The organism is Variovorax beijingensis (assembly GCF_007828835.1).
Classification (GTDB): domain Bacteria; phylum Pseudomonadota; class Gammaproteobacteria; order Burkholderiales; family Burkholderiaceae_C; genus Variovorax; species Variovorax beijingensis_A.
Genome location: NZ_VIVL01000001.1, coordinates 425,240 through 449,850 on the forward strand (window position 1 = coordinate 425,240; position 24,611 = coordinate 449,850).

Genomic DNA, 24,611 nt, shown 5'->3' on the forward strand with positions numbered 1-24,611 from the left:
GCCCTAGCGTTCACGGCGCATTTCGCTTTCATGCCAGTGGCCCAGCACCAGGCGCGATAGCGCGGCGAACACGATGAAGATGACGATGCCCAGCAACGACACCAAGAGCAGCGCCGCGAACATCATCGGGATCTCGGTGCGGAAGCTCGATTCGAGGATGCGCGAGGCCAGCCCCGTCTCCTTGCCCGCCGTGCCGGCCGTGAACTCGGCCACCACCGCGCCGATCAGGCTCAGGCCGCCCGCGATCTTCAGGCCCGCCATGAAGTACGGCAGCGCGCTGGGTGCGAGCAGATGGCGGAAGGTCTGCCACGGCGAGGCCTTGTAGAGCTGGAACAGGTCGCGCAGGTTGCTGTCGGCGCTTTTCAGGCCGATGACGGTGTTCGACAGGATCGGGAAGAAGGCCACGATCCAGGCGCACAGCAGGAGCGCCGCGGTGGTGCTCGACACGTAGATCAATATCAGCGGTGCGATCGCGATGATCGGCGTCACCTGCAGGATCACCGCGATCGGGAACAGGCCGATCTCCACCCACTTGAAGAGCGCGAAGGCAATCGCCAGCAGCACGCCGCCCACGATGGCTGCGCCGAGCGCGAGCAGCGTGAGCTTCACGGTGAACCACAGCGCGCTGGAGAGCGAGCCCCAGTTGTCGAACAGCGTGCGCAGGATCAGCGAGGGGGCGGGCAGGATGTAGTGCGGGATGTTGTTGGCGCGCACCATCCACTCCCAGGCCAGCAGCAGCGCGATGACGATGCCCGCGGGCACCGCGATGCGCAGCACCGATTCGCGCCGGCGCAAGCCGTCTTCGTGCGCGCGCAGCGCGGCCTCGGAAGGCGCCGTGTGCGTGTCGGCGAGCGCGACGGGCTCAGTGATCGATGTCGACGCCATGCAGGGCTCCATGCAGGGATTGCGACACCGCGGTGCAGTGCGCGTTGTAGCGGCTCGAGGTGCGGAAGTCTTCGCCGCGCGGATAGGGCTCGTCGATGCGGATCTCGTCGATCACGCGGCCCGGGCGCGCGGCCATCACCACGATGCGGTTCGAGAGGTACACCGACTCGTAGACGCTGTGCGTGACGAACACCACCGAGAAGCGGTGCTCGCGCCAGATCGCGAGCAGGTCGTTGTTGAGCTTGATGCGCGTCATCTCGTCGAGTGCGGCAAAGGGCTCGTCCATCAGCAGCAGGCGCGGATGCGTGACCAGCGCGCGCGCGATCGACACGCGCATCTTCATGCCGCCCGACAGCTCGCGCGGGTACACGCCCGCAAAGCGCGAGAGGCCGACCATCTCGAGCGCCTGCTGCACCACCGGCGCGGCCGCATCGCGGCTCTGGCCGGCGAGCTTGAGCGGCAGCCAGACGTTGTCGAACACCCTGGCCCAGGGCATGAGCGTGGGCTCCTGGAACACGAAGCCCAGGTCGCGGTCGCTCTGCGTCTTGCCGCTGTTGGCGCCGGACCAGTGCATTTCGCCCGAACTGAGCCGGGTCAAGCCGGCGATCAGCCGGAGCGCGGTGCTCTTGCCGCAGCCCGAGGGGCCGAGAAAGCTGATGAAGTCGTGCTCGCCGATGTCGAGGGTCATGCCCTGCAGCGCGAGCGTGCCGTTGGCAAAGCGCTTGCTGACGCGGCGCAGGCTGACCAGCGGCGGGGAAGGCGGGGAAGGCGGGGAAGAGGGCGCGAGGCTTTCCATGGTGGGTGCGAGCCTAGCGCCAGGCGGGAACATTGGCGAGGCGCGACAGCGGGAAGCGGTCCACCTCCTGCAGTAGTTCAACGAAGCGCCGGCCCACGTGGTCGAGCACCGCGGCGCCCTTTTCGGCGGTGGCGCGCGTGGCATCGCCGGCCGCGCCCGCGGGATTGATGTCGTGCATCTGCCAGCCGAGCTTGCCGCTGGGCGTGATCGAGAGGAATTTGTTCTCGGCGGCGAGGTCTTCGGTCATCGAGCGGAAGTTGCGGAACTGGTCGGGACGCACGTCGTCCGGCGCAAGGTGCAGCATCACCGAGCTTTCGAGGTCGCCGGCATGGATGCCGTGCCGGCCTTCGTGCGCGGTGAAAAGCCCTTCGGGCAGGCCCAGCGTGTACCAGTTGGCGGCCACGACCATCATGCCGTGTTCCTCGCGCAGGTCGCGCGCCACGATGTCCATCACGCTCATCTGGCCGCCGTGGCTGTTGTAGAGCACCAGCTTGCGCACGCCGGCCTTGGCCACGCAGGCGCCGATGTCCTTCCAAAGCGAGATCAGCGTGGTGGCCGAGACGGTCAGCGTGCCCGGGTAGCGCGAATGCTCGTTGCTCTTGCCGTAGGCCACCGTGGGCAGGAAGAGCACCGGCAGCTCGTCCGGCAGGTGCGGCAGCGTGGCCTGCACCATGCCGTCGATGGTGGCGGTGTCGGTCGACATCGGCAAATGGGGGCCGTGCTGCTCGGTCGCGCCCACCGGCAGCACAGCGATCAGCCGTTCGCGGTTGAGGCGGGAGAATTCTTCGCTGGTCAGGTCGGACCAGAAGCGGCTGCGCAGGGGGTGCGGGTTCATCGTGGCGTACCTTGTGATGGCGGGCAACAGGGCCGGAATGATGAGCTAAATTATCCAATCGGTCAAAAAAAGATGGGTTGGCAATAACCCCCATGCCGCTGCCGCGTGAAATGCGGCGGCCACTTGATGGCGGCCTTCCTTGGGCATATAAGTCATTCATGGTTCCTTGACTCGTCGCAAGACGAAAGGGGGCGCTATGAAGAGGCGCATCTACTGGCTGATGCCGGACCTGGCGAGCGCCAGGCAGGCGATGGACGATCTGGTGTGGGCACGCGTCGACGTTGCGCACATTCATTTCGCCGGACCGGAAGGCATGGACATGGCCGGGCTCCATGCGGCCAACGTGTGGCAAACCTCGGACCTCGTCCACGCAGCCAAGACCGGGTGGGTGGTCGGCAGTGCCTGCGGCATCTTGGTCGGCCTCGCGGCCGCGCTGCTGTTCCCGATCACCGGCGACGGCCCCGAATGGGAAGTGGCTGTGCTGGTGGCCATCGTGGGTGGCGTGGTCGGCGCCTGGTCGGCCAGCATGATCGGCATTTCCATCCCGAGCCCCAGGCTGCAGCGTTTCGAGGGCGCCATCGCGCGGGGACAGATCCTGCTGATGGTGGACTTGCCGCGCTCGCGCGTGCGGGACATCGAGGCGCTGCTGCGCTCCGCGCATCCCGAAGCCCGGTTCGAGGGCGAAGAGCCGCAAGTCCCGGCGTTTCTCTGAAGCGCGCATGAGCCCCGAACCCATGCCGAGCCGAGGGAGCGCACATGATCATGGCCGTCGCCCTGCTGCTCGTCGTGCTCGCCTCGGTGCTGTTCCACGTCTTCAATCCGTGGTGGACGACGCCCCTTGCTTCGAACTGGCAGCTGATGGACGACACCCTGACCATCACGCTGGTGATCACGGGGATCTTCTTCATCGCCATCAACGTGTTCATCGCCTACATGCTGGTGCGCTTTCGCCACCGCGAGGGACACCGTGCGGCGCATGAGCCCGAGAACAGGAAGCTCGAGCGCTGGCTGATCGGCGGCACCACCGTCGGCATCATGGCGCTGCTGGCGCCCGGCCTCGTGGTGTACGCGAACTATGTCAGGGAGCCCCACGACTCCCTCGTGCTGGAGGTGCTGGGCCAGCAATGGCAGTGGCGCTTCCGCTTCCCGGGGGAGGACGGCAAGCTCGGCGCGACCGATGCGCGCTTTGTCAGCGCCACCAATCCGTTCGGGATCGACCCCGCCGACCGGGCCGGGCAGGACGATCTCCTGATCGCCGGCAACGAGGTGCACCTGCCGCTCGGCAAGCCGGTGCTGGTGCTGATGCGTTCGAACGATGTGCTGCACGACTTCTTCGTGCCGAACTTCCGCGCCCGGATGAACATGGTGCCGGGACAGGTCAGCCGCTTCTGGTTCACGCCGACCGTCGCGGGCCGCTACGAAGCGCTGTGCGCGCAGCTGTGCGGCGTGGGCCATCCCAACATGCGCGGCTACGTGGTGGTGGAAGATCCGGCGAATTACAAGGCCTGGCACGCGGCGCTGCCGACCTTCGCCAGGTCGCAGGCCAAGGCGCCCGAGCCCCCGGCCGGTGCCGCGGCGGCCGGCGGCACGCGCGCCGAACAGGGCCGCGCGCTGGCGGACGCCAAGGGCTGCGTGGCCTGCCACACGGTCGACGGCAGCCCGCGCGTGGGGCCGACCTGGAAGGGCCTGCACGGCAAGACCGAAACCATGGCGGACGGCTCCACCGCGCTGGTCGACGAAGCCTATCTGCGCAGCTTCATCCGCGACCCGCAGGCCCGCCACGTGAAGGGCTTCCCGCCGGTCATGCCCAGGATCGAAATGACCGATGAAGAACTGGCCGCGCTGGTGGCCTACATCCAGAGTCTGGGCAGCCCGCCGGCGCAGGCTGCCGCCGAACAGAAGGCCCCGCGATGAACTCTTCTTCGCCCACGGGGCATGCCATGCCCCACGCCGACGACGCCGGGCACCCCGCGCCGCAGAGTTTCCTGACCCGCTACGTCTGGAGCCAGGACCACAAGGTGATCGCCGTCCAGTACGCCTGCACCGCCATCGCGGTGGGCGTGGTGGGCGTGGTGCTGTCCAACCTGATGCGGCTGCAGCTGGGCTTTCCGGGCCAGTTCGAGTTCATCAACGCCGAGCGCTACTACCAGTTCGTGACCATGCACGGAATGATCATGGTGATCTACCTGCTCACGGCGCTGTTCCTCGGCGGCTTCGGCAACTACCTGATTCCGCTGATGGTGGGGGCGCGGGACATGGTGTTCCCCTACCTCAACATGCTGAGCTTCTGGGTCTACCTGCTGTCGGTGGTGGTGCTGATGGCGAGCTTCTTCGTCGCGGGCGGACCGACCGGCGCGGGCTGGACGCTGTACCCGCCGCAGTCGATCCTGCCCGGCACGCCGGGCCATGCGGGCGGCATCGTGCTGATGCTGGTGTCGCTGCTCATCTTCATCGTGGCGACCACGATGGGCGGCCTCAACTACGTGACCACCGTGCTGCAGGCGCGCTGCGAAGGCATGACGCTGCTGCGCATGCCGCTCACGGTGTGGGGCATCTTCGTGGCCACCATCCTCGCGCTGCTCGGCTTCCCGGCGCTGTTCGTCAGCGGCGTGATGCTGCTGCTCGACCGCACGCTGGGCACCAGCTTCTTCATGCCGGCGCTGGTGTCGATGGGCCAGGTAACGGGCTACAAGGGCGGCAGCCCGCTGCTGTTCCAGCACCTGTTCTGGTTCTTCGGCCATCCGGAGGTCTACATCGTGGCGCTGCCGGCCTTCGGCATCGTGTCCGACCTGATCAGCGTGCACGCGCGCAAGTGCATCTTCGGCTACCGCATGATGGTGTGGGCCATCGTCGCCATCGGCGCGCTCAGCGTGGTGGTGTGGGCGCACCACATGTTCGTGAGCGGCATGAACCCGTACTTCGGCTTCTTCTTCGCGACCACCACGCTGATCATCGCGGTGCCCACCGCGATCAAGGTCTACAACTGGATCCTGACGCTGTGGCGCGGCGACATCCACCTGACGGTGCCGATGCTGTTCGCGCTGGCCTTCCTGTGCACCTTCCTGATCGGCGGGCTCACGGGCCTGTTCCTCGGCAACGTGAGCGTGGACATTCCGCTGTCGGGCACCTATTTCGTGGTGGCGCACTTCCACATGGTGATGGGCGTGGCGCCGCTGCTGGTGGTGTTCGGCGGCATCTACCACTGGTTCCCCAAGGTCACGGGCCGCATGCTCGACGACCGGCTCGGCCGGCTGCATTTCTGGATCACCTTCCTCGGCACCTACCTGATCTATTTTCCGATGCACTACCTGGGCGTGCTGGGCATGCCGCGGCGCTACTACAACTTCGACGGCTACGCGTTCATCCCGCCCTCGGCATTCAGCCTGAACACGTTCATCACCGTGGTCGCGCTGATCGTCGGCGTGGCGCAGCTGCTGTTCATCGCCAATCTCGCCTGGAGCGCCCGGCGCGGGCAGCGGGCCGACGCCAATCCATGGCGCGCCGCCTCGCTCGAATGGCAGACGCCCGCCACGCCGCCGGGCCACGGCAACTGGGGGCCGCGGCTGCCGGTGGTCTACCGGTGGGCCTATGCCTATGGAGAGCCGGGTGCGGCGGAGGATTTCATACCGCAGAACGCCCCGCCGGAAGCCGGGCCCGGGGAGCCCGAGCCGCAGGGCCAGAGCGAGGTCCGGGGAGCGCCGGCATGAGCGCGGGCACCGCTTGGAGCCTCCGCGGCGGCCTGCCTCGCGACGCGCACGCGAGCGCGGCCAGCATCGGCCTGTGGGTCTTCATGGGCGTGGCCACCGCGTTGTTCTCGCTCTTCATCGTGGCCTACGTGATGCGCATGGGCGGCGACGATTCGATGACGATCGCGCTGCCGTGGCAGCTCTGGCTCAGTTCGGCGCTGCTGGTGGCGGGCAGCGCGGCGCTGCAATGGGCCGGCGGCGCAGCCCGCCGTCGCGCCCCGATGCGGGCCCGCCGCCTGCTGCTCGCCGGCGGCCTCTTCGCAGTGGCCTTCCTGGGCGCGCAGCTGTGGGCCTGGCAGGCGCTGCTGAGCGCGCAGGTGATGCCGGCCGGCAATCCGGCGGGCAGCTTCTTCTACCTGTTGACCGCCATGCACGGGCTCCACCTGGCGGGCGGGCTGGTCGGGTGGGCCTGGACGGCGAACGCCGCATGGCCCGATCCGGCCCGGGCCGCATGGCGCATTGCGCTGTGCGCGCGCTACTGGCACTTCATGCTGGCGGTGTGGCTGGTGCTGTTCGCGCTGCTGGGCTGGGTGACGCCGGAGGTGGCGCGCTTCATCTGCGGCACATCCTGAGGAGGCGTCCCATGAACAACACCGCAACGATCGCCGCAAGGCCCTTGAGTCCGAGCCTCGCCGCCAGCGGCTGGCGCGGGCTGATAGCCGACTGGTCCTCCGACCGCCAGGCCTTCCACGTGTCGTGGGGCAAGGCGATGATGTGGATCTTCCTGCTCAGCGACACCTTCGTCTTCAGCTGCTTCCTGACCGGCTACATGACGGTGCGCGCCTCGACCACCGTGCCGTGGCCCAGCCCGAGCGAGGTGTTCGCGCTCCATGTGGGGGGCGCCGACATCCCGCTGCTGCTGATCGCGATCATGACCTTCGTGCTCATCAGCAGCAGCGGCACGATGGCGATGGCGGTCAATTTCGCCTACCGCCGCGACCGCGTGAACGCCGCCACGCTGATGCTCGTGACCGCGACCTGCGGCGAAATCTTCGTCGGCATGCAGGCCTTCGAGTGGTCCAAGCTGATCCTCGAGGAGGGCGTGCGGCCCTGGGGCAATCCGATGGGGGCCGCGCAATTCGGCTCGGCCTTCTTCATGATCACGGGCTTCCACGGGCTGCACGTGTCGGCCGGCGTGGTCTTCCTGTTCACCGTGGCCTTCAAGCTCTTGCGCGGCGACTACGACAAGGCCGGCAACTACCAGATCGTCGAGATCGCCGGGCTGTACTGGCACTTCGTGGACCTGGTGTGGGTGTTCATCTTTGCGCTGTTCTATCTCTGGTGAGGACCATCATGGACCCCGTCGCAGGCCAGCAACATCCGATCAGCCTCTATCTCAAGATCTGGGGGCTGCTGTTCGTGCTCAGCACGATGTCCTACCTGGTCGACTACTTCCATTTCCAGGGGTACCTGCGCTGGGCCCTGATCATCACTTTCATGCTGCTGAAGGCGGGGCTGATCGTCGCGGTCTTCATGCACATGGCCTGGGAGCGGCTGTCGCTGGTCTATGCCATCCTGGTGCCGCCCCTGTGCCTGCTGGTGCTGGTCGGGCTGATGGCGGCAGAGGGCGGCCATACCTTCCTCACGCGGCTGCAGTTCTTCCACTGAAGCCGCTGCCGGCCGCTCAGCGCTTCACCACGTAGCGCGTCACCACCGGCGGCGACTCGCCGATGTGGAAGGCCAGCCGCCGCTCGCGCAGCGCCATGTCGGCGGCCGTGGCGCGGTTGAAGCGGCGCAGGTGGTCGGTCCAGCTTTCGTCCACGATCTCTTCCAGGTAGCGGCCCGGCTCCGCGATGTCGTGCAGCAGTTCCCAGCCGATGGCGCCCTGGCCCAGGCGCGCGCGCCGGGTCTGGTGCATCACCAGGTGGAAGGCGGCCGCGCGCGCGGGGTCGATCATGTATTCGATGGTGATGACCACGCGGCCGTTTTCCTCCGGCGTTTCCGCCGGCGGGCCCGCGGCCCAGCCGGCACGCGCCGGGCTCATGTCGGCTTCCTCGCCCGAGACGTCGGTGACCCAGCGCAGCGCCGCCAGCATCAGCAGGGTGCCGCTCGCGGCGGCGATCTCGAGGCTGGAGCGCAGGTCGGTGACGGTGGCCACCTGGCCCCAGAGCGCCGCGCCGATCGCGCTCGCGCCCATGATCGCCATCTGGTAGGTCGACATGCCGCGCGCGCGCACCCAGTCGGGCAGCGCGAGCTGGGCCGACACCGAGAGCGAGTTGGCCACCGTGATCCAGGCCATGCCGCCGAAGAACATCGCGGGCACCGCCACCCAGGCGTTGGGCGAGAAGGCCATCACCGCGGTGGCGAGCGACTGCAGCACCGTGCCGCGCAGCACCAGCTGGTCGCGCCCGAGCGCCTGGCGCAGCCGCGGCAGGAACAGCACCGCGATGATCGCGCCCGCGCCCATGGCGGCCAGCAGCAGCGTGAAGGTGGCGGCGCCGCCGCCCTTGAGGTTGCGCGCCAGCAGCGGCAGCAGCGCGAGCAGGGCGGTGGAATGGAAGAAGAAGATCGTGATGCGCGAGAGCACGGCCCGCATGCGCTGCGACTGCCAGACGAACTGCACGCCCACGCGCATCGCGCTGATGAGTTTTTCGCGGCCCAGCGGATTGGGCGTGTGCTCGCGCCGCCAGCGCAGCACCACGAAGCCCGAGGCCACCGACAGCACCGCGTTGAGCGCGAACACCCAGACGCTGCCCGCGCTGGCAATCAGCATGCCGGCCGTGAGCGGGCCGATGATGCGCGAGGCGTTCATCGCGATGCCGTTCAGGCCCAGCGCCGCCGGCAATTGCGGCAGCGGCACCAGCTCGGGCACGATGGCCGAGAACACCGGCCAGCGCAGCGCCAGGCCGATGCCGTTGGCAAAGGTGAGCGCAAGCAAGAGCGGCGCGGTCATCAGGTCCATGGCAATGGCCGCGCACAGCACGATGGCCGTGCCCGCCAGCCAGAACTGCGTGGCCATCAGCCAGCGCCGGCGGTCGAGGATGTCGGCCAGCGCCCCGCTGGGCAGGCCCAGCAGGAACACCGGCAGGGTCGAGGCCGACTGCACCAGCGCCACCCAGATCGGCGAGGTGGTCAGCGAGGTCATCATCCACGCCGCCGCCACGTCGTTCATCCACATGCAGATGTTGGCGATGAGCCAGGTGCTCCACAGCATGCGGAACACGGGCAGCTTGAGCGGCTCGAGCGCTGCGAACTTCGGCGGCTGCGGCCGGGAGGGGGGAATGGGTGTTTCTTCGGGCGAAATCGGCGGCATGTCGCCCGATTGTGCCTATCCCCTGTCGCTGCGCGCCAGCCGGTGCTCGAGCCGGCGCAGCATCGTCGTGAGCACGAGCGTCATCACCCAGTACACCACCGAGATCGCGAGGTACGGCTCCCAGTAGCGCGCATAGGCGCCGGCCACCGTGCGCGCGGCGTAGGCCAGCTCGGCCAGCCCGATGGCCGAGACCAGCGAGGTGTCTTTCAGCAGCGCGATCGCGTTGTTGCCCAGCGGCGGCAGCATGCGCCTGAAGGCCTGCGGCAGCACCACGTAGCGCATCACCTGCAGGGGCGTGAAGCCGATCGAGCGGCCGGCGTCGAACTGCCCGCGCGAGATCGACTGGATGCCGGCGCGGAACACCTCCGAGATGTAGGCCGCCGAATTGAGCGTGAGCGCCACCACGCCCGAGATCAGCGCGCCATGCTCCTGCTTGAGCTCGCGCGCCAGGTCGCCGCTGATCAGCAGGCCGGTCGCCGGATGGATGAACACCGGCATCACCGCGAAGTGGATCAAGAGGATCTGCACGAACAAGGGGGTGCCGCGGAAGAAGCTCACGTACACCGTGGCCGGCCAGCGCAGGAAGAAGCGCGCCACCCAGCTCCAGGGCGCATGGCGCGGCCGGGCGAGCCGCGCGAGCGCCAGGCACAGGCCCCAGCTCGAACCCAGCAGCACGCACACCACCGTCATGCGCAGCGTCATCCAGGCGCCCTGCCAGAACAGGTCCTTGTATTCGACCAGGATGTCCCAGCGGAACCATCCGAACAGAAGGATCGGCTGTTCCATCTATTGCGCCCTCGCGCTCGGACCGGCCGCGCTCATCGCGCGTTCGGGTCCTTGTTGAACCACTTCTTGTAGATGGTGGCGTAGCTGCCGTCGGCGCGGATCGCGGCCAGGCCGGCCGTGAGCTTGTCGAGCAGCGCCTTGTCGCCCTTCTTCACGACGATGCCGAAGCCTTCCTCGGGGAAGGACTTGTCGTCGATGGTCTTCAGCTCGGGGTTTTGCGCAACGCGGTAGGCGATCACGCCGTTGTCGCCCATGGCGGCATCGACGCCGCCGCCGGCCAGCTCGGAAATGATGAGCGGCGTGCTCTCGAATCGGCGGATGTTGGGGCTGGTCTTGCCGAACTCGCGCGAGGCGATGTCGTCGGCCGTGGAGGCGCTCACCACGGCAATCTTCTTGCCCGCGAGGTCCTTCAGCGAGGCGACCGTGCTGTTCTTGGGCAGCGCGATCAGCTGGCGCGCCGCGAAGTAGGGCGGCGTGAAGTCGTAGCTCTGCTTGCGCTTCTCGTTGATGGTGACGCCCGAGATCACGAGATCGACGTCGCCATTGTTGAGCGCGCCGAAGATGCCGGTGAACGGCGTGTTCACGACCTTGATCTTCAGGCCCTGCTGCCTGGCGATGGCGTTGATGATGTCGATGTCGAAGCCGACGATCTGCTTGTCCTTGTTCTCGAACGCGAAGGGCGCGTAGGTGGCGCTGGAGGCCACGATGAGTTCGCGGTTCTGGGCCTGGGCGCCGAGGGCGAGCGTGGCGGCGGCAAGGCCGAGCGCCAGGGCGCGGCGGATGGGGTTCATTGCGGGGTCCTCTTCGACTTGATCCGCCGGCTGGCGGTGTGTGTATATGGGTGGGCGGGAATTCTAGGTTGCCGCTAGCGCGCCAGGTGCCCGAGCGGCCAGGCGCTGCTGGCCTTCACCTCGCCCAGCGAGAAGCTGGTGTGCAGGTCTTTCACGTTCGGCAGGTTCATGAGGTGCTGGCGCGCGAAGGCCGAGAAGCTGTCCAGGTCCTGCGCCACCACCTGCAGCTCGAAGGTGCCGGTGCCGCTGATGTAGTGGCAGGCCACCACCTCGGGCAGCTTGCGGATCGCGTCCTCCAGTTTCAGCGTTGCATCGTTGGTGACGCGCTCGGTGTCCACGCGCACGAAAGCGAGCACGCCCAGCCCGATCTTGTGGCGGTCGATCTCGGCGTGGTAGCCCTTGATGAAGCCGGCTTCCTCCAGCGCGCGCACGCGGCGCCAGCAGGGCGCGGCCGAGAGCCCCACGCGCTGCGCAAGCTCGGCGTTGGTGAGGCGGCCATCGGCCTGCAGTTCTTGCAGGATTGCGAGGTCGAACTTGTCAATGCTTTCCATGGATGGCGATATTAAGCAAGATTCTTCCTGGAAGCCGCTTTTTTGGGGCACAGAACGCAAACACCTGTCGCGCACCCCGGCATACACTTTGCGTGATCATGGGCTCGCGCCCGACCCGGGCACAGACCCACACCCCATCAGCCAGGCCCAAAAGGCCCTGCCACACGGAGACAGACAACAATGAACGCACCGCTGCCGGAGCACATTCGCAAGGCCCTCGAAACGGTCACGCTCGACGACAAATACAGCCTCGACTACGGCCGGGCCTTCATGAGCGGCGTCCAGGCGCTGGTCAAGCTGCCGATGCTGCAGCGCCTGCGCGACAAGCAGGCCGGCAAGAACACCGCGGGCTTCATCAGCGGCTACCGCGGTTCCCCGCTCGGCGGCTACGACCAGGCGCTGTGGAAGGCCAGCAAGTTCCTGAAGGAACAGAACATCGTCTTCCAGCCCGGCGTGAACGAAGAACTCGCCGCCACTGCGCTCTGGGGCACCCAGCAGCTGGGCTTCTCGCCCGCGGGCACCAACAGGTTCGACGGCGTCTTCGGCATCTGGTATGGCAAGGGCCCGGGCGTGGACCGCTGCTCCGACGTCTTCAAGCACGCCAACATGGCCGGCACCACCGCGTGGGGCGGCGTGATTGCGGTGGCGGGCGACGACCACATTTCCAAGAGCAGCACGGCCGCGCACCAGAGCGACCACATCTTCAAGGCCTGCGGCACGCCGGTGTTCTTTCCGGCCAACGTGCAGGAAATCCTGGACCTGGGCATTCACGCCTTTGCGATGAGCCGCTTCTCGGGCATCTGGTCGGGCATGAAGACGATCCAGGAAATCGTCGAGTCGAGCGCCACGGCCATGATCGACCCGGACCGCGTCGAGATCGTCATTCCCACCGATTTCCAGATGCCGCCCGGCGGCCTGCACATCCGCTGGCCCGACCACGCGCTCGAGCAGGAAGCGCGCCTCATGCACTACAAGTGGTATGCCGCGCTCGCCTACATCCGCGCCAACCGGCTGAACCACAACGTGATCGAAGGCCCGAACGACCGCTTCGGCATCATGGCCAGCGGCAAGGCCTACAACGACACCCGCCAGGCCCTGATCGACCTGGGCCTGGACGACGCCACCTGCCGCCAGCTGGGCATCCGGCTCCACAAAGTGGGCGTGGTGTGGCCGCTGGAGGCGCAGCTCACGCGCGACTTCGCCACCGGCCTGCAGGAGATCCTGGTGGTCGAAGAAAAGCGCCAGGTCATCGAATACCAGCTGAAGGAAGAGCTCTACAACTGGCGCGCCGACGTGCGCCCCACCGTGCTCGGCAAGTTCAACGAGCTCGACGGCGATTTCTCCGGCGGCGAATGGGCCATGCCCAACCCCACCGCCAACACGCTGCTGCGCGCCAACGCCGACCTGAACCCGGCGCTGATCGCCAAGGCGATTGCGCAGCGCCTGCGCAAGCTCGGCATCCTGGAGCAGGCCGGCGCCGACATGCGCGCGCGCATCGACGCCCAGATGGCCATCCTCGAAGCCAAGGAGCGCTCGATGGAAGTGCTCAAGGTGGGCGGCGTGCAGGGCGCCGACCGCCAGCCCTGGTTCTGCTCGGGCTGCCCGCACAACACCAGCACCGTGGTGCCCGAGGGCTCGCGCGCGATGGGCGGCATCGGCTGCCACTTCATGGCCACCTGGATGGACCGCTCCACCATCGGCTTCACGCAGATGGGCGGCGAGGGCGTGCCGTGGGTCGGCCAGCAGCCTTTCACCACCGACCAGCACATCTTTGCGAACCTGGGCGACGGCACCTACTTCCACAGCGGCCTGCTCGCGATCCGCCAGAGCATCGCGGCCGGCGTGAACATCACCTACAAGATCCTCTACAACGATGCCGTGGCCATGACCGGCGGCCAGCAGGTCGGCGAGCGGCCCGAGGGCCACTCGGTGCTGCAGATCGCCGAGAGCCTGCATGCCGAGGGCGCCAAGAAGGTCGTCATCGTGACCGACGAGCCCGAGAAGTACGAGGGCGTGAACATCCCGGGCGACCATGTGGCGGTCAAGCATCGCGACCTGCTCGACGAGGTCCAGCGCGAATTCCGCCAGATCGCCGGCACCACCGCCATCATCTACGACCAGACCTGCGCCACCGAGAAGCGCCGCCGCCGCAAGCGGGGCACGGCCGTCGATCCGGCCAAGCGCGTGGTCATCAACGAGCTGGTCTGCGAAGGCTGCGGCGACTGCAGCGTGCAGAGCAACTGCCTGTCGGTCGAGCCGCTGGAAACCGAGTTCGGCCGCAAGCGCACCATCAACCAGAGCAGCTGCAACAAGGACATGAGCTGCCTCAAGGGCTTCTGCCCCAGCTTCGTCACGGTCGAGGGTGGGCAGCTCAAGAAGAAGGCCCGGGACAAGGCCGATTCGCCGCTCGCACTCGGCCCGCTGCCCGAGCCGGCCGTGCCGGTGCTGGCGCAGGACCAGGTGTGGGGCATCGTGGTGGCCGGCGTCGGCGGCACGGGCGTCATCACCATCGGCCAGCTGCTGGGCATGGCGGCGCACATCGAGGGCAAGGGCATCGTCACGCAGGACGCGGCCGGCCTCGCGCAAAAGGGCGGCGCCACCTGGAGCCATGCGCTGATCGGCCAGTCGCAGGAGGCGATCCGCACCACGCGCGTGGGCACCGCCGCAGCCGACCTGATTCTGGCGGCCGATCCGCTGGTGGCCGTCAACGCCGAAACCCTGGCGCGCATGCGCGAAGGGCGCACGCACGTGGCGCTCAATACGCACAGCACGCCCACCGCCGCCTTCGTGCGCAACGCCAACTGGGTGAACCCGCAGGACGACTGCGCCAGCCAGATCGCGCGCGCCGTGGGCGCCGACGCGCTCGGCACCTTCGATGCCGATGCCGCGGCCACCACGCTGATGGGTGACAGCCTCTATGCCAACCCGATGCTGCTGGGCTTTGCCTGGCAAAAGGGCTGGATTCCGCTGGCGCTCGAGTCGCTGCTGCGCGCCATCGAGCTCAACGCGGTGGCGGTCGAGAACAACAAGACCGCCTTCGCATGGGGCCGCCAGGCGGCCGTCCATCCGGACGAGCTGCAAAAGCGCCTGCGCCCGGGCCAGGTGATCGAGTTCAAGAAGCGCGAGACCGTCGAAAGCCTGGTGGCGCGCCGGGTCGAATTCCTCACGGGCTACCAGAACGCGGCCTATGCCGAGGAATACCGGCAGTTCGTGGACAAGGTCCGGCAGGCCGAGTCGGCACTGGGCAAGACCGCGCTGGCCGAAACGGTGGCGCGCTACCTGTTCAAGCTCATGGCGTACAAGGACGAGTACGAAGTGGCGCGGCTGCATGCCGACCGTTCGTTCCTCGACCGCGTCGAGGGCATGTTCGAGGGCGACTTCAAGCTCAACTACCACCTCGCGCCGCCCATCATCGCCAGGAAGAACGCCAAGGGCCAGCTGCAGAAGCAGAAGTTCGGCCCCTGGATGCTCGCCGGCTTCAGGCTGCTGGCCCGGCTCAAGGGCCTGCGCGGCACGGCCCTGGACATCTTCGGGCGCACCGAAGAGCGCAGGACCGAGCGCGCGCTCATCGGCGAGTACCGCGCGAGCATCGAGGAAGTGATGGCTGGCCTTCGCGCCGAGAACCATGCGCTGGCGCTGGAGATCGCGAGCCTGCCCGAGCAGATCCGCGGCTACGGCCACGTGAAGGAGCGCAACCTTGCCGCGGCCCGCACCCGCTGGAGCGAGCTGCTCGCCAAGTGGCGCCATCCGCAGCAGGCGCAGCGCGCCGCCGCGTGATTCCGGCGCGGGGCGCGGCCCGGCGGCCCCCCGCCTCGGGCGTTTGCTTCTGAAAAGATAGCGACCGGAGCCCGTGGAAAGCCCCGCTCCGCGCGCCGGATAAGCGCGCGGAGTGGGGCATTGCCACGAATACAATGCCCGCTGCTGCGCGCGGCCGAGGCCGCCTCAAGCTCTGACTCGCGGCCTTTTCCCCGGGGCCGCGGAACCGCGGGCCCGGTCCGCGCTTCTGACATTCCTCTCTTCTCTCTGCTGGAGACTCTCTTGTTCATTTCCTCTGCTTTCGCCCAGACCGCACCCGCAGCTTCCGGCGGTGGCGACATGCTGTCCTCGCTGGGCAGCATGCTGCCCCTGGTGCTGATGTTCGTGGTGCTGTATTTCGTGATGATCCGCCCGCAAATGAAGCGCCAGAAGGAAGCCCGCGCCATGATCGAGGCGCTGGCCAAGGGCGACGAAGTGGCCACCGCCGGCGGCGTGCTCGGCAAGATCACTTCGCTCGGCGACCAGTACCTCGGCCTCGAAATCGCCAATGGCGTGGAGATCAAGATCCAGCGCAGCGCTGTGGTCCAGGTCCTGCCCAAGGGCGCCGTCAAGCAGTAAGCCCAGCAATCAACGCGCGGCTCGGCCTTGCGCTTCGTGGCGCATGGCCTCAAGTCACGCCGGTGTCCTGTTTCTGAAAAGCGCTTTCTCATGAACCGTTATCCGGTCTGGAAGTACGCGATCATCGTGATCGTGCTGCTTGTGGGGTTGATCTATTCCCTGCCGAACTTCTTCGGCGAGGCGCCTGCCGTGCAGGTGTCCGCGGCCAAGTCCACCGTCAAGGTCGACGCGGCCACCCAGAGCCGGGTCGAGGAGGCGCTCAAGGCCGCCGGGCTCGCGCCCGACCTGCTCACGCTCGAGGCCGGCTCGCTGCGCGCGCGCTTCGCCACGCCCGACGAGCAGCTCAAGGCGCGCGACACCCTGCAGCGCACGCTGGTGCCCGATCCGGCCGATCCACCCTACGTGGTGGCGCTGAACCTGGTCTCGCGTTCGCCGGCCTGGCTCACGTCGCTGCATGCGTTCCCGATGTACCTGGGCCTGGACCTGCGCGGCGGCGTCGACTTCCTGCTGCAGGTCGACATGAAGGGCGCCATCGACAAGAAGGCCGAATCCTTCGCGAGCGACCTGCGCACCACCTTCCGCGACAAGGGCATCCGCGGCACCTCGGTGAGCCGCAACGGCCAAACCATCGAGGTCCTGTTCCGCGACGCGGCCGCGCTCGAAGCGGCCAAGCGCCTGATCCAGGACCAGTTCCAGGACCTCGCCACCACCGACAGCCAGGACGGCAGCAACTGGCGCCTCGTGGCCACCATCAAGCCCGAAGCCGCGCGCCGGCTCCAGGACGCGGCGCTCAAGCAGAACATCACCACGCTGCACAACCGGATCAACGAACTCGGCGTGGCCGAGCCGGTGATCCAGCAGTCGGGCCTGGACCGCATCGTGGTGCAGCTGCCCGGCGTGCAGGACACGGCCAAGGCCAAGGACATCCTGGGGCGCACCGCCACGCTCGAGATGCGCCTGGTCGACGAAAGCGCCGAAGGCCGCGCGGCCGAGCTGAGCGGCGGACCGGTGCCCTTCGGCTCCGAGAAATTCCTCGAACGCAACGGCCGCCCCGTGATCGTGAAGAAGCAGGTGCTCGTCACCGGCGAGAACCTCACCGATGCGCAGCCCGGCTTCGACCAGCAGAGCAACCAGCCCAAGGTCGACCTGACCATGGACGCCAAGGGCGGCCGCATCATGCGCGACGTGAGCCGCGAGAACTACAAGAAGCGCATGGCCATGCTGATCTTCGAGAAGGGCAAGGGCGAAGTGCTCACGGCCCCGTCGATCAATGGCGAGCTCGGCAACCGCTTCCAGATTTCCGGCTCGATGACGGTGACCGAAGCCAACGACCTTGCGCTGCTGCTGCGCGCCGGCTCGCTGGCCGCGCCGATGGAAATCATCCAGGAACGCACCATCGGCCCGAGCCTGGGCGCCGACAACATCGAGAAGGGCTTCAAGAGCGTGATGTATGGCTTCCTGGCCATCATGGTGTTCATGTGCGCCTACTACGCGCTGTTCGGCCTGTTCTCGTCGATCGCGCTGGCCGTCAACCTGATGCTGCTGGTCGCCATTCTCTCGATGCTGCAGGCCACGCTCACGCTGCCCGGCATCGCGGCCATGGCGCTGGCCATCGGCGTGGCCATCGACTCCAACGTGCTGATCAACGAACGCGTGCGCGAGGAGCTGCGCAACGGCGCCTCGCCGCAGGCGGCCATCCATGCGGGCTACGACCGCGCCTGGGGCACGATCCTCGACTCCAACGTGACCACGCTGATCGCGGGCATCGCGCTGCTGGCCTTCGGCTCGGGGCCGGTGCGCGGCTTCGCGGTGGTGCACTGCATCGGCATCGTCACCTCGATGTTCTCGGCCGTGTTCTTCTCGCGCGGCCTCGTGAACTTCTGGTACGGCCAGAAGAAGAAGCTCAAGACGGTGTCGATCGGCACGGTCTGGCGCCCCAAGACCGACGGCACGGCCGTGGCTGAAGGCAAGTAAAGGTCAAGGACAAGCGCCATGGAATTCTTCCGCATCCACAAGACCATCCCGTTCATGCGCCACGCGCTGGTGCTGAACATCATCTCCTTCGTCACCTTCGCGCTGGCGGTGTTCTTCCTGCTGCACCGCGGGCTGCACCTGTCGGTGGAGTTCACGGGCGGCACCGTGATGGAGGTGGCCTACCAGCAGTCGGCCGACATCGGCAAGGTGCGCGAGGCCATCGGCAAGCTCGGCTACCCCGACGTGCAGGTGCAAAGCTACGGCACCTCGCGCGACGTGCAGATCCGCCTGCCGGCGCAAAAGGGCATGAACTCCGACCAGCAGAGCGCACAGGTGATGCAGGCGCTCAAGACGGTCGATCCCTCGGCCACGCAGCGCGGCATCGAGGTGGTCGGCCCGCAGGTCGGCGAGGAGCTCACCACCAACGGGCTCAAGGCGCTCGGCATGGTGGTGGTGGGCATCATGATCTACCTGGCGATCCGCTTCGAATGGAAGTTTGCGCTTGCCACCGTGCTCGCCAACCTGCACGACGTGGTCATCATCCTGGGCTTCTTCGCCTTCTTCCAGTGGGAGTTCTCGCTCGCGGTGCTGGCGGCGGTGCTGGCGGTGCTGGGCTATTCGGTCAACGAGTCGGTCGTGATCTTCGACCGGGTGCGCGAGAACTTCCGGCGCTACCGCAAGATGAACACCGTCGAGATCATTGACAACGCGATCACCTCGACCATCAGCCGCACCATCATCACGCACGGCTCGACGCAGCTGGTGGTGCTCTCGATGTTCTTCTTCGGCGGCCCGACGCTGCACTACTTTGCGCTGGCGCTGACCATTGGCATCTGCTTTGGCATCTACTCGTCCTGCTTCGTGGCGGCGGCCATTGCCATGTGGCTGGGCATCAAGCGCGAAGACCTGATCAAGGGCGGCCCGACCAAGCGCGACGGCGGCTCCGAGGACGACCCGAACGCCGGCGCCGTGGTCTGATTGCGCCGGATCAACGGGACGCACCGCGCAAGCGCGCCGCCATGCCGCAGGTGATGCACACTTGTGCGGTGGCGCTTGCCGATGCAAGCTTTCGGCTTTCGCCGAAAAATAGAGTCCCATTGGCCTTCCTGATCCTTCAATGAGCACTGCGCGGTCCGCCTCTTCCCTGCAGCTCGCACGCGAGACGCGCGAGCGCTTCGTGCGTGCCACCGAGGGCGTCATCGTCCCGCTGGCGCAGGCGATACGGGACCGCCTGACGCAGCAGGCCTCGGAAATCGGCAGTGCGCGCACCATGCAGGAGAGCCGCGACGACTTCGTGGCGTTCCAGGGCCAGGCCTCGCAATGGGTGTCGCTCGCGCAGGCGGGCTGGCGCAAGTCGGTGGACGCTACAGCGGGTGCGGCGCCCGCCGCGCCGGCCGCGAAGCTGCGGCTCGAACTCATCGGCGACGATGCCATGGAGAGCAGCATCCTGTCGTCGCGCCTCGCGCAGCTGATCCACGACAAGGCCAGCTTCGAACTCAGCGACCTGCGGCTGCGCATCCAGTTCCTGGAAGGCACCGCAGAACTCGACGCCCACGACGTGCTCAGGCCCGAAACGCTGGCCCGGCTGCTGGTGGACCAGTGGCTGGCGGCCGGCCTGAGTCGCGCGCTCTGGGCCCGCGTGCAGGACACCGTGCAGCAGCAGCTCGTCGGCGTGGTCGTCAAGGCCTACGAAGACGCCAACGCCTTCCTGGTCTCCCGGGGCGTGATGCCCGAAATCGATCTCAAGAGCTTTGTCCGCCGCACCGGCAGCAGCACCGGCAGCGTCAGTCCCACCGGGCCGGCGACGATGCCGGCATCGCCCTACGCCGGCGGCGCCGTGCAGCGCCCGGGCGCCGCGCCGGCCTTCACCACGGGCGGCTCGCCGCTGATGGTCGCCCGCCAGCGCGCGCAGACGGCGCTCCTGAGCCTCAAGCGCTTCGTCGCCGCCCGCATCGGCGCGGAGCCGCCGGCCTCGCCTTCGCCCTCGATGACGACGACGGGAATGGACGGCCATGCGGCCGTCGCCGGCGCGACCGGCGCCGGGGGCGCCCGCGCCGTCTCCCGGACCTTTGTCGGCGCGATCGCCGAAGCCGAGGCCGCCTACCGGGTGGCTGCCTCGCAGTACATGCAGGGTTCGGTGCCGGGCTCCGCGGAGCAGGCCACCCTGATCCAGCAGACCGCGGTCGACCTCCGGCGGCGCAGCACCGAGCTCAAGAAAAGGGCGCCCACCACCGCCGACAAGGCCACGGTCGAGATCGTGGCGCTCATGTTCCAGGCCATCCTCGCCGAGGAGCGCATTCCTTTCTCGGCGCGCGTGTGGTTTGCCCGCCTGCAGATGCCGGTGCTGCGCGTGGCCATTGCCGAGCCCGAGTTCTTCGGCACGCTGCAGCACCCCGCGCGCATGCTGATCGACCGCATGGGCTCCTGCGTGATGGGCTTCGATGCCGCCGCCATCTCGGGCAGCGCGCTCGAGGGCGAGATCCGCCGCGTGGTGCAGGTGATCGAGCAGTATCCCGAAACCGGCCAGCGCGTCTTCAAGCTGGTGTTCGACGAGTTCGTCGCCTTCCTCAACCGCTATCTCACGCAAAGCGACGCCACCCAGCGCGTCATGAGCGTGGCGCAGCAGGTCGAGCAGAAGGAAACGATGGCGATCCAGTACACCATCGAGCTGCGCAAGATGCTCAACGACATGCCGGTGCGCGAGGAGATCCGCGAGTTTCTCTTCAAGGTCTGGGCCGAGGTGCTGGCGATTGCCGCGCTGCGCTACGGCGCGCAGGGCGAGCAGACGGTGATGCTCAAGCGCGTGGCCTCCGAGCTCGTGTGGGCGGCCAGCGCCAAGCCCAACCGCGCCGACCGCGCCCGCGTGATCCAGGACCTGCCGCAGCTGCTGCAGCGCCTGCGCCTGGGCATGAACCTGCTGGGCATCATCGACGAGCCGCAGGAGGCCCACATCAAGGCCATCGGCGCCACCCTGTCCGACGCCTTCCTGTCGAAGACCGAAGCCATTCCCGCGGCCAAGATCGAGGCCATGGCCGAGCGCCTCGCGCACCTGGAAGATTTCGTCAGCGACGACGGCGGCGCCTCCAGCCTGCCGCTCGATGCGAACAGCATCGAACTGCTGCTGGGCGTGGATGCGGCCTCGATCGAGGTCGTGGCCGACACCATGGGCGGCGTTCCGGCCGAAGACATGCTCGCGTGGGCCCACGAACTGGAGGTCGGCAACTGGTTCATGCTCGACCACAACGACCGCGTGAGCCAGGTGCAGTTCGTCTGGCGCAGCGACCGCAAGCAGCTGCACCTGTTCGCCTCGGCCGACGGCCGCAGCTTCCTGATCCAGGTCGGCCGGCTGGCCAGCTACCTGCAGGCCGGCCTTCTGGTGCCGGCCGAGGAAGAAACGCTCACGGTGCGCGCCACGCGCGAGGCGCTGGCCAAGCTCGACGCGAATCCGGAGCGCCTGCTGAACTAGCCAGCTAGTGTGCGGTTCTGCCTTCGCGGCTTTCGCAGAGTTCGTCGAGCACCAGCGCGTCGGGCTCGATGCCGGTGCTCCAGTGCACCATCAGCACGATGATCTTGAGCTCGTCGAGCGCGACCGGATCGCCCGGCGCCGCCATGGCGCGCTCGATGACGATCTCGCGCAGGCCGCAGGACAGCACGTTCGATGATTCGAGAAAGCGGATGAAGCCCAGGCAGTCGGCGCCCAGGTGCTCCTGCTCGGCCTGCGAGTAGACCCGCATGGCGTTGTCCGACTGGGGCAGGGCCGCTTCGGGCGCGCCGCGCAGCGTGACCGTGGCCACGGCGTCGTCGCCGGGACTTCGTTCGAGCTGCATGCCCTGCGTGGCAAGGCTCAGGCCGTCGAGCCAGTGAAGCGCATCGCGGATTTCTTCGGGCTCGAAGCCGTGGGCGCTGAGCTTGCGGCCCAGTTGATGGGGTTCGGGGCAGGCATCGCCGCGCCAATAGTTTTCGTAGACAAACACGAGCACTTCGAACATGGGCCCAATATAGCCGAGGAAATGTGGCTCGCCCCCAGGCTTCGTGCACTTCGTGCCGCTTCGCCCACCCCTACCGGGGGCAACACCAGCGGCCCGGCAAAGCCGGTTCCGCGGTGTTTCACGAAAAAGCGGGCCCGGGCGTCAGCCGATGGCTGCTCGCTGGAACAGGCCGCCGGGCAGCCGCGCGACGTGGCCGTCGAGCTCGAGTTCGAGCAGCCGGGCCTGCAGCGCGGCGGCGCTCCAGCCGGTGCGCGCGCTCAGCGCGTCCAGGCTCACGGGGTCGAAGCCGAGCGCGTCCAGCAAGGGCTCTTCGCGCGCGCCGGGCACAGCGCCGGCATCGCCGTTCGCGGCTGCCGGCGCCGGCGCCGCCGCCGCGCTGCCCGCGTGCAGCGACGGCAGCTCCTCGAGGATGTCGTTGACCGATTCGACCAGCTTCGCGCCCTGGCGGATCAGCGCATGGCAGCCGCGCGACTGCGGCGAATGGATCGAGCCCGGAATGGCGAACACTTCCTTGCCTTGTTCCGAGGTGAGCCGCGCGGTGATCAGCGAGCCCGATGCCAGCGCGGCCTCGACCACCAGCGTGCCGCGCGCCAGGCCGGCGATGAGGCGGTTGCGCTTGGGGAAGTTCTGCGTGAGCGGCGGCGTGCCGAGCGGCAGCTCGCTCACGATCAGCCCTTGCAGCGTGATGCGGTGCGCCAGGTCGCGGTGCCGCGCGGGATAGACGCGGTCCAGGCCGGTGCCCACCACGGCCACCGTGGCGAGCCGCGGCATGTCGCCGGCCGCATCGAGCGCGCCCTGGTGCGCGGCGCCGTCGACGCCGAGCGCAAGGCCCGACACCACCGGCAGGCCCGCTTCGCCCAGCGCGCGCGCAAAGGCGCGGGCATTCGCGGCGCCCTGGGGCGTGGGGTTGCGGCTGCCGACCACCGCAATGCTGTGGCCGAGCTGGGTCAGGTCGAAGTCCGTGGCACCGAGCACGTAGAGCATTAGCGGGGGGTCGGCCATCTCGAGCAGCGAGGCGGGGTAGGCGGCATCGCCCAGCGTGACCAGGCGGCGCGCGCCGCCGTCATCGTGGCCGGGCTGCAGCCACTGCCAGGTCTGGTCGAGCTGGGCCTGCAGGCCCGGCAGCGGCTGGTGCAGGGCGTCGGCCTGCGCTGGCGAAACGACCTGGCGCAGCGCCTCGCCCGTCTGCGCAAAGATATTCTCGGGCAGCCCGAAGGCCGCCAGCAGCCGGCGCGCGGCGCCATCGCCGATGCCCGGCGTCAGTGAAAGCCGCAGCCAGCCTGCGAGTTCTGCTCGGTCCAAATGAAGCGGAGAAAGAAGAAAGCGGAAAAAGCGTCAGGGATTGACGAGGAAGTCGCCCGCCTTCGGAGTGTCGGTGATCTCGAGCACCAGTGCGTACGAAACCTTTTCGAAGGGCCGGAACACCATCAGCAGGCCGATGCGTTCGTTCGGCAGCTTGATGGTTTCCTTGCGCGCGCCGGTGCGGTCGAGAATGGTCTCGCCGTTCTTCAGGATGGCCAGCACGTGGCCGCTGTCGATGCCGTCGCGCGTGCCCTTGTTGATGGCCACCACCTGGTTCTGCGCCGCGAACTGCACCGCATTGCCGTAGACCGAGATGATGCGGCCCTCGACCTGCGAGGAGGGCGCGCGCGGCACATAGCTCAGCAGCTGGCGCGGCGGTTCGGGCAGCAGGCGGTCGCCGGCGCGGATTTCCTCGCGCGCCGCGATGATGTCGATGCTGGCCGGCACCACGGTGATGACGTCCTTGTCGTCGGTGGTCTCGACCGTGGTCGATTCGCCGCGCTGCAGCTGCGCCTTGCCCAGGTACTGCGCCTCGTAGCCGAGGATTTCGCCGGTTCCCGGGTCCTTCAGCGGCGTGGCGCTGCGGAACACGCGGAAATTCTTCAGCGGGCCGGGCGTCTCGAGCAGCGGCGTCTCGGCGTTGCCGCGCGCATAGGCGCGGTCGCCGCGCGACAGCAGGACGCGGCTGTCGTTGCCGGCAACGATGCGCGGCGCGGCCTGCAGCGTGTCGGCGTCCACCACGATCGGCTCGCTCAGGAAGGGCTCGATGATGCTCGGGTTGAGCGTGGGCAGGGCCATGCCGGCCAGCGAGTCGAAGCGCGTGCGCGGCGACAGCTTGATGGTGCCGCCATCGGCGCTGCCGCCAGCGCCGCGGCGCATGGTCAGGCGTGCGCGGCCGCCAGTCTTGTCCAGGTAGAGAACCTGCCCGGGGTAGATGCGGTGCGGATTCGCGATTTCGCTGATGTTCATGCCCCACAGTTCCGGCCAGCGCCAGGGGCGCAGCAGGTAGAGGCGCGAGATGGCCCACAGCGTGTCGCCGGGCTTGACCGTGTATTCGTCGGGCGCGTTGGGCGCCAGTTCGCTCAGCGGAACGCCGTTCTGGGCGGTTTGCTGGGCGGTGGCGCGCTGCTGCGGCGTGACGGGGTAGTTCTGCGCCCACGCCGCCGTCGTGCCGCCAGTGATCACCGCAAGGGCAGCCAACGTGGCGAGAAGATGCGGGCGCTGGCGGACAGTGATTCGGAGCTTTTTCATGTCTGGATGGGTGAGCGCGCCGCGTATCGGCGTGCATACGAATCTCACAATTTGCTACGAATTCTGCGCCCGAAGCCC

The 24,611-nt window shown here is 67.9% G+C and carries 21 protein-coding genes; 11 read left to right on the plus strand and 10 right to left on the minus strand.

The features are described 5' to 3' along the window. Window positions 1–3 precede the first annotated feature (3 nt). From FB547_RS01985 to FB547_RS01995, 3 genes are read right to left on the minus strand one after another with little or no spacing between them, the layout of a single operon-like run. Window positions 4–885: an ABC transporter permease gene (locus FB547_RS01985; RefSeq protein WP_186454099.1), complete on the minus strand. Its 882-nt coding sequence runs from the start codon at window positions 883–885 to the stop codon at window positions 4–6. After that, on the minus strand, window positions 863–1,681 hold the full coding sequence (locus FB547_RS01990; protein WP_145739204.1) for an ABC transporter ATP-binding protein: 819 nt from the start codon (window positions 1,679–1,681) through the stop codon (window positions 863–865). The genes FB547_RS01985 and FB547_RS01990 overlap by 23 nt, the downstream gene beginning before the upstream one ends. 13 nt (window positions 1,682–1,694) lie before the next feature. Beyond that, complete coding sequence (locus FB547_RS01995; protein ID WP_145739206.1) at window positions 1,695–2,516, minus strand: creatininase family protein; 822 nt, start codon at window positions 2,514–2,516, stop codon at window positions 1,695–1,697. A 196-nt stretch (window positions 2,517–2,712) separates the two neighbouring features. On the opposite strand from FB547_RS01995, the gene FB547_RS02000 reads away from it, so the two are divergent. From FB547_RS02000 to FB547_RS02025, 6 genes are read left to right on the plus strand one after another with little or no spacing between them, the layout of a single operon-like run. Then, window positions 2,713–3,228 (plus strand): DUF1269 domain-containing protein, encoded by a 516-nt coding sequence (locus FB547_RS02000; RefSeq protein ID WP_145739208.1) that lies wholly within the window; start codon window positions 2,713–2,715, stop codon window positions 3,226–3,228. A 44-nt stretch (window positions 3,229–3,272) separates the two neighbouring features. Beyond that, window positions 3,273–4,430 (plus strand): c-type cytochrome, encoded by a 1,158-nt coding sequence (locus FB547_RS02005; RefSeq protein WP_145739209.1) that lies wholly within the window; start codon window positions 3,273–3,275, stop codon window positions 4,428–4,430. 26 nt (window positions 4,431–4,456) lie between these two features. After that, window positions 4,457–6,223, plus strand: a complete 1,767-nt coding sequence (gene ctaD, locus FB547_RS02010; protein ID WP_145740530.1) for a cytochrome c oxidase subunit I — start codon at window positions 4,457–4,459, stop codon at window positions 6,221–6,223. Then, window positions 6,220–6,834: a cytochrome c oxidase subunit 3 gene (locus tag FB547_RS02015; protein WP_145739211.1), complete on the plus strand. Its 615-nt coding sequence runs from the start codon at window positions 6,220–6,222 to the stop codon at window positions 6,832–6,834. The genes ctaD and FB547_RS02015 overlap by 4 nt, the downstream gene beginning before the upstream one ends. An 11-nt stretch (window positions 6,835–6,845) precedes the next feature. Then, window positions 6,846–7,547: a heme-copper oxidase subunit III family protein gene (locus FB547_RS02020; RefSeq protein WP_145739213.1), complete on the plus strand. Its 702-nt coding sequence runs from the start codon at window positions 6,846–6,848 to the stop codon at window positions 7,545–7,547. 8 nt (window positions 7,548–7,555) lie between these two features. Then, complete coding sequence (locus tag FB547_RS02025) at window positions 7,556–7,870, plus strand: cytochrome C oxidase subunit IV family protein (RefSeq protein WP_145739215.1); 315 nt, start codon at window positions 7,556–7,558, stop codon at window positions 7,868–7,870. Between the two features lie 16 nt (window positions 7,871–7,886). Here FB547_RS02025 and FB547_RS02030 read toward each other — a convergent pair whose 3' ends face one another. From FB547_RS02030 to FB547_RS02045, 4 genes are all read right to left on the minus strand, one after another. Then, on the minus strand, window positions 7,887–9,515 hold the full coding sequence (locus FB547_RS02030; protein WP_145739217.1) for an MFS transporter: 1,629 nt from the start codon (window positions 9,513–9,515) through the stop codon (window positions 7,887–7,889). A gap of 15 nt (window positions 9,516–9,530) precedes the next feature. After that, entirely contained in the window at window positions 9,531–10,301 is a 771-nt protein-coding gene (locus FB547_RS02035; RefSeq protein ID WP_018905227.1) for an amino acid ABC transporter permease, read from the minus strand. A gap of 32 nt (window positions 10,302–10,333) precedes the next feature. Beyond that, the gene (locus FB547_RS02040) at window positions 10,334–11,092 is read right to left on the minus strand and encodes a basic amino acid ABC transporter substrate-binding protein (RefSeq protein WP_145739219.1); all 759 of its coding nucleotides are present in this window, start codon (window positions 11,090–11,092) and stop codon (window positions 10,334–10,336) included. A gap of 74 nt (window positions 11,093–11,166) precedes the next feature. Next, window positions 11,167–11,643 carry an Lrp/AsnC family transcriptional regulator gene (locus FB547_RS02045; protein ID WP_145739221.1) on the minus strand — a complete coding sequence of 159 codons (477 nt, stop codon included), beginning with the start codon at window positions 11,641–11,643 and terminating at the stop codon, window positions 11,167–11,169. A gap of 180 nt (window positions 11,644–11,823) precedes the next feature. On the opposite strand from FB547_RS02045, the gene FB547_RS02050 reads away from it, so the two are divergent. The 5 genes from FB547_RS02050 to FB547_RS02070 all read left to right on the plus strand — a co-directional run bounded on the left by FB547_RS02050 (window position 11,824) and on the right by FB547_RS02070 (window position 21,457). Further along, window positions 11,824–15,420, plus strand: coding sequence for an indolepyruvate ferredoxin oxidoreductase family protein (locus FB547_RS02050; protein ID WP_145739222.1), 3,597 nt, complete (start codon window positions 11,824–11,826; stop codon window positions 15,418–15,420). A 261-nt stretch (window positions 15,421–15,681) separates the two neighbouring features. Next, window positions 15,682–16,017, plus strand: a complete 336-nt coding sequence (gene yajC, locus FB547_RS02055) for a preprotein translocase subunit YajC (protein WP_018905224.1) — start codon at window positions 15,682–15,684, stop codon at window positions 16,015–16,017. Between the two features lie 90 nt (window positions 16,018–16,107). Beyond that, window positions 16,108–17,991: a protein translocase subunit SecD gene (gene secD / locus FB547_RS02060; protein ID WP_145739224.1), complete on the plus strand. Its 1,884-nt coding sequence runs from the start codon at window positions 16,108–16,110 to the stop codon at window positions 17,989–17,991. A gap of 18 nt (window positions 17,992–18,009) precedes the next feature. Beyond that, window positions 18,010–18,969 carry a protein translocase subunit SecF gene (gene secF / locus FB547_RS02065; protein ID WP_145739225.1) on the plus strand — a complete coding sequence of 320 codons (960 nt, stop codon included), beginning with the start codon at window positions 18,010–18,012 and terminating at the stop codon, window positions 18,967–18,969. Window positions 18,970–19,108: 139 nt separating this feature from the next. Then, the gene (locus tag FB547_RS02070; RefSeq protein WP_145739227.1) at window positions 19,109–21,457 is read left to right on the plus strand and encodes a DUF1631 family protein; all 2,349 of its coding nucleotides are present in this window, start codon (window positions 19,109–19,111) and stop codon (window positions 21,455–21,457) included. 4 nt (window positions 21,458–21,461) lie between these two features. Here the strand turns inward: FB547_RS02070 and FB547_RS02075 are convergent, their stop codons facing one another. From FB547_RS02075 to FB547_RS02085, 3 genes are all read right to left on the minus strand, one after another. Then, window positions 21,462–21,980, minus strand: coding sequence for a DUF494 family protein (locus tag FB547_RS02075; RefSeq protein WP_145739229.1), 519 nt, complete (start codon window positions 21,978–21,980; stop codon window positions 21,462–21,464). Window positions 21,981–22,121: 141 nt separating this feature from the next. Then, the gene (gene dprA, locus FB547_RS02080; RefSeq protein ID WP_145739231.1) at window positions 22,122–23,282 is read right to left on the minus strand and encodes a DNA-processing protein DprA; all 1,161 of its coding nucleotides are present in this window, start codon (window positions 23,280–23,282) and stop codon (window positions 22,122–22,124) included. A gap of 33 nt (window positions 23,283–23,315) precedes the next feature. Further along, the gene (locus FB547_RS02085) at window positions 23,316–24,533 is read right to left on the minus strand and encodes a LysM peptidoglycan-binding domain-containing protein (protein ID WP_145739233.1); all 1,218 of its coding nucleotides are present in this window, start codon (window positions 24,531–24,533) and stop codon (window positions 23,316–23,318) included. Window positions 24,534–24,611: the final 78 nt, after the last annotated feature.

Coding starts and splice junctions, on each gene's coding strand:
- secD (WP_145739224.1), top strand. CDS start 16,108: ATGAACCGTTATCCGGTCTGGAAGTACGCGATCATCGTGATCGTGCTG.
- FB547_RS02005 (WP_145739209.1), top strand. CDS start 3,273: ATGATCATGGCCGTCGCCCTGCTGCTCGTCGTGCTCGCCTCGGTGCTG.
- FB547_RS01990 (WP_145739204.1), bottom strand. CDS start 1,681: ATGGAAAGCCTCGCGCCCTCTTCCCCGCCTTCCCCGCCTTCCCCGCCG.
- FB547_RS01995 (WP_145739206.1), bottom strand. CDS start 2,516: ATGAACCCGCACCCCCTGCGCAGCCGCTTCTGGTCCGACCTGACCAGC.
- ctaD (WP_145740530.1), top strand. CDS start 4,457: ATGCCCCACGCCGACGACGCCGGGCACCCCGCGCCGCAGAGTTTCCTG.
- FB547_RS02050 (WP_145739222.1), top strand. CDS start 11,824: ATGAACGCACCGCTGCCGGAGCACATTCGCAAGGCCCTCGAAACGGTC.
- FB547_RS02000 (WP_145739208.1), top strand. CDS start 2,713: ATGAAGAGGCGCATCTACTGGCTGATGCCGGACCTGGCGAGCGCCAGG.
- FB547_RS02020 (WP_145739213.1), top strand. CDS start 6,846: ATGAACAACACCGCAACGATCGCCGCAAGGCCCTTGAGTCCGAGCCTC.
- FB547_RS02015 (WP_145739211.1), top strand. CDS start 6,220: ATGAGCGCGGGCACCGCTTGGAGCCTCCGCGGCGGCCTGCCTCGCGAC.
- FB547_RS02035 (WP_018905227.1), bottom strand. CDS start 10,301: ATGGAACAGCCGATCCTTCTGTTCGGATGGTTCCGCTGGGACATCCTG.
- FB547_RS02085 (WP_145739233.1), bottom strand. CDS start 24,533: ATGAAAAAGCTCCGAATCACTGTCCGCCAGCGCCCGCATCTTCTCGCC.
- FB547_RS02025 (WP_145739215.1), top strand. CDS start 7,556: ATGGACCCCGTCGCAGGCCAGCAACATCCGATCAGCCTCTATCTCAAG.
- FB547_RS02040 (WP_145739219.1), bottom strand. CDS start 11,092: ATGAACCCCATCCGCCGCGCCCTGGCGCTCGGCCTTGCCGCCGCCACG.
- FB547_RS02075 (WP_145739229.1), bottom strand. CDS start 21,980: ATGTTCGAAGTGCTCGTGTTTGTCTACGAAAACTATTGGCGCGGCGAT.
- FB547_RS01985 (WP_186454099.1), bottom strand. CDS start 885: ATGGCGTCGACATCGATCACTGAGCCCGTCGCGCTCGCCGACACGCAC.
- secF (WP_145739225.1), top strand. CDS start 18,010: ATGGAATTCTTCCGCATCCACAAGACCATCCCGTTCATGCGCCACGCG.
- FB547_RS02070 (WP_145739227.1), top strand. CDS start 19,109: ATGAGCACTGCGCGGTCCGCCTCTTCCCTGCAGCTCGCACGCGAGACG.
- FB547_RS02045 (WP_145739221.1), bottom strand. CDS start 11,643: ATGGAAAGCATTGACAAGTTCGACCTCGCAATCCTGCAAGAACTGCAG.
- FB547_RS02030 (WP_145739217.1), bottom strand. CDS start 9,515: ATGCCGCCGATTTCGCCCGAAGAAACACCCATTCCCCCCTCCCGGCCG.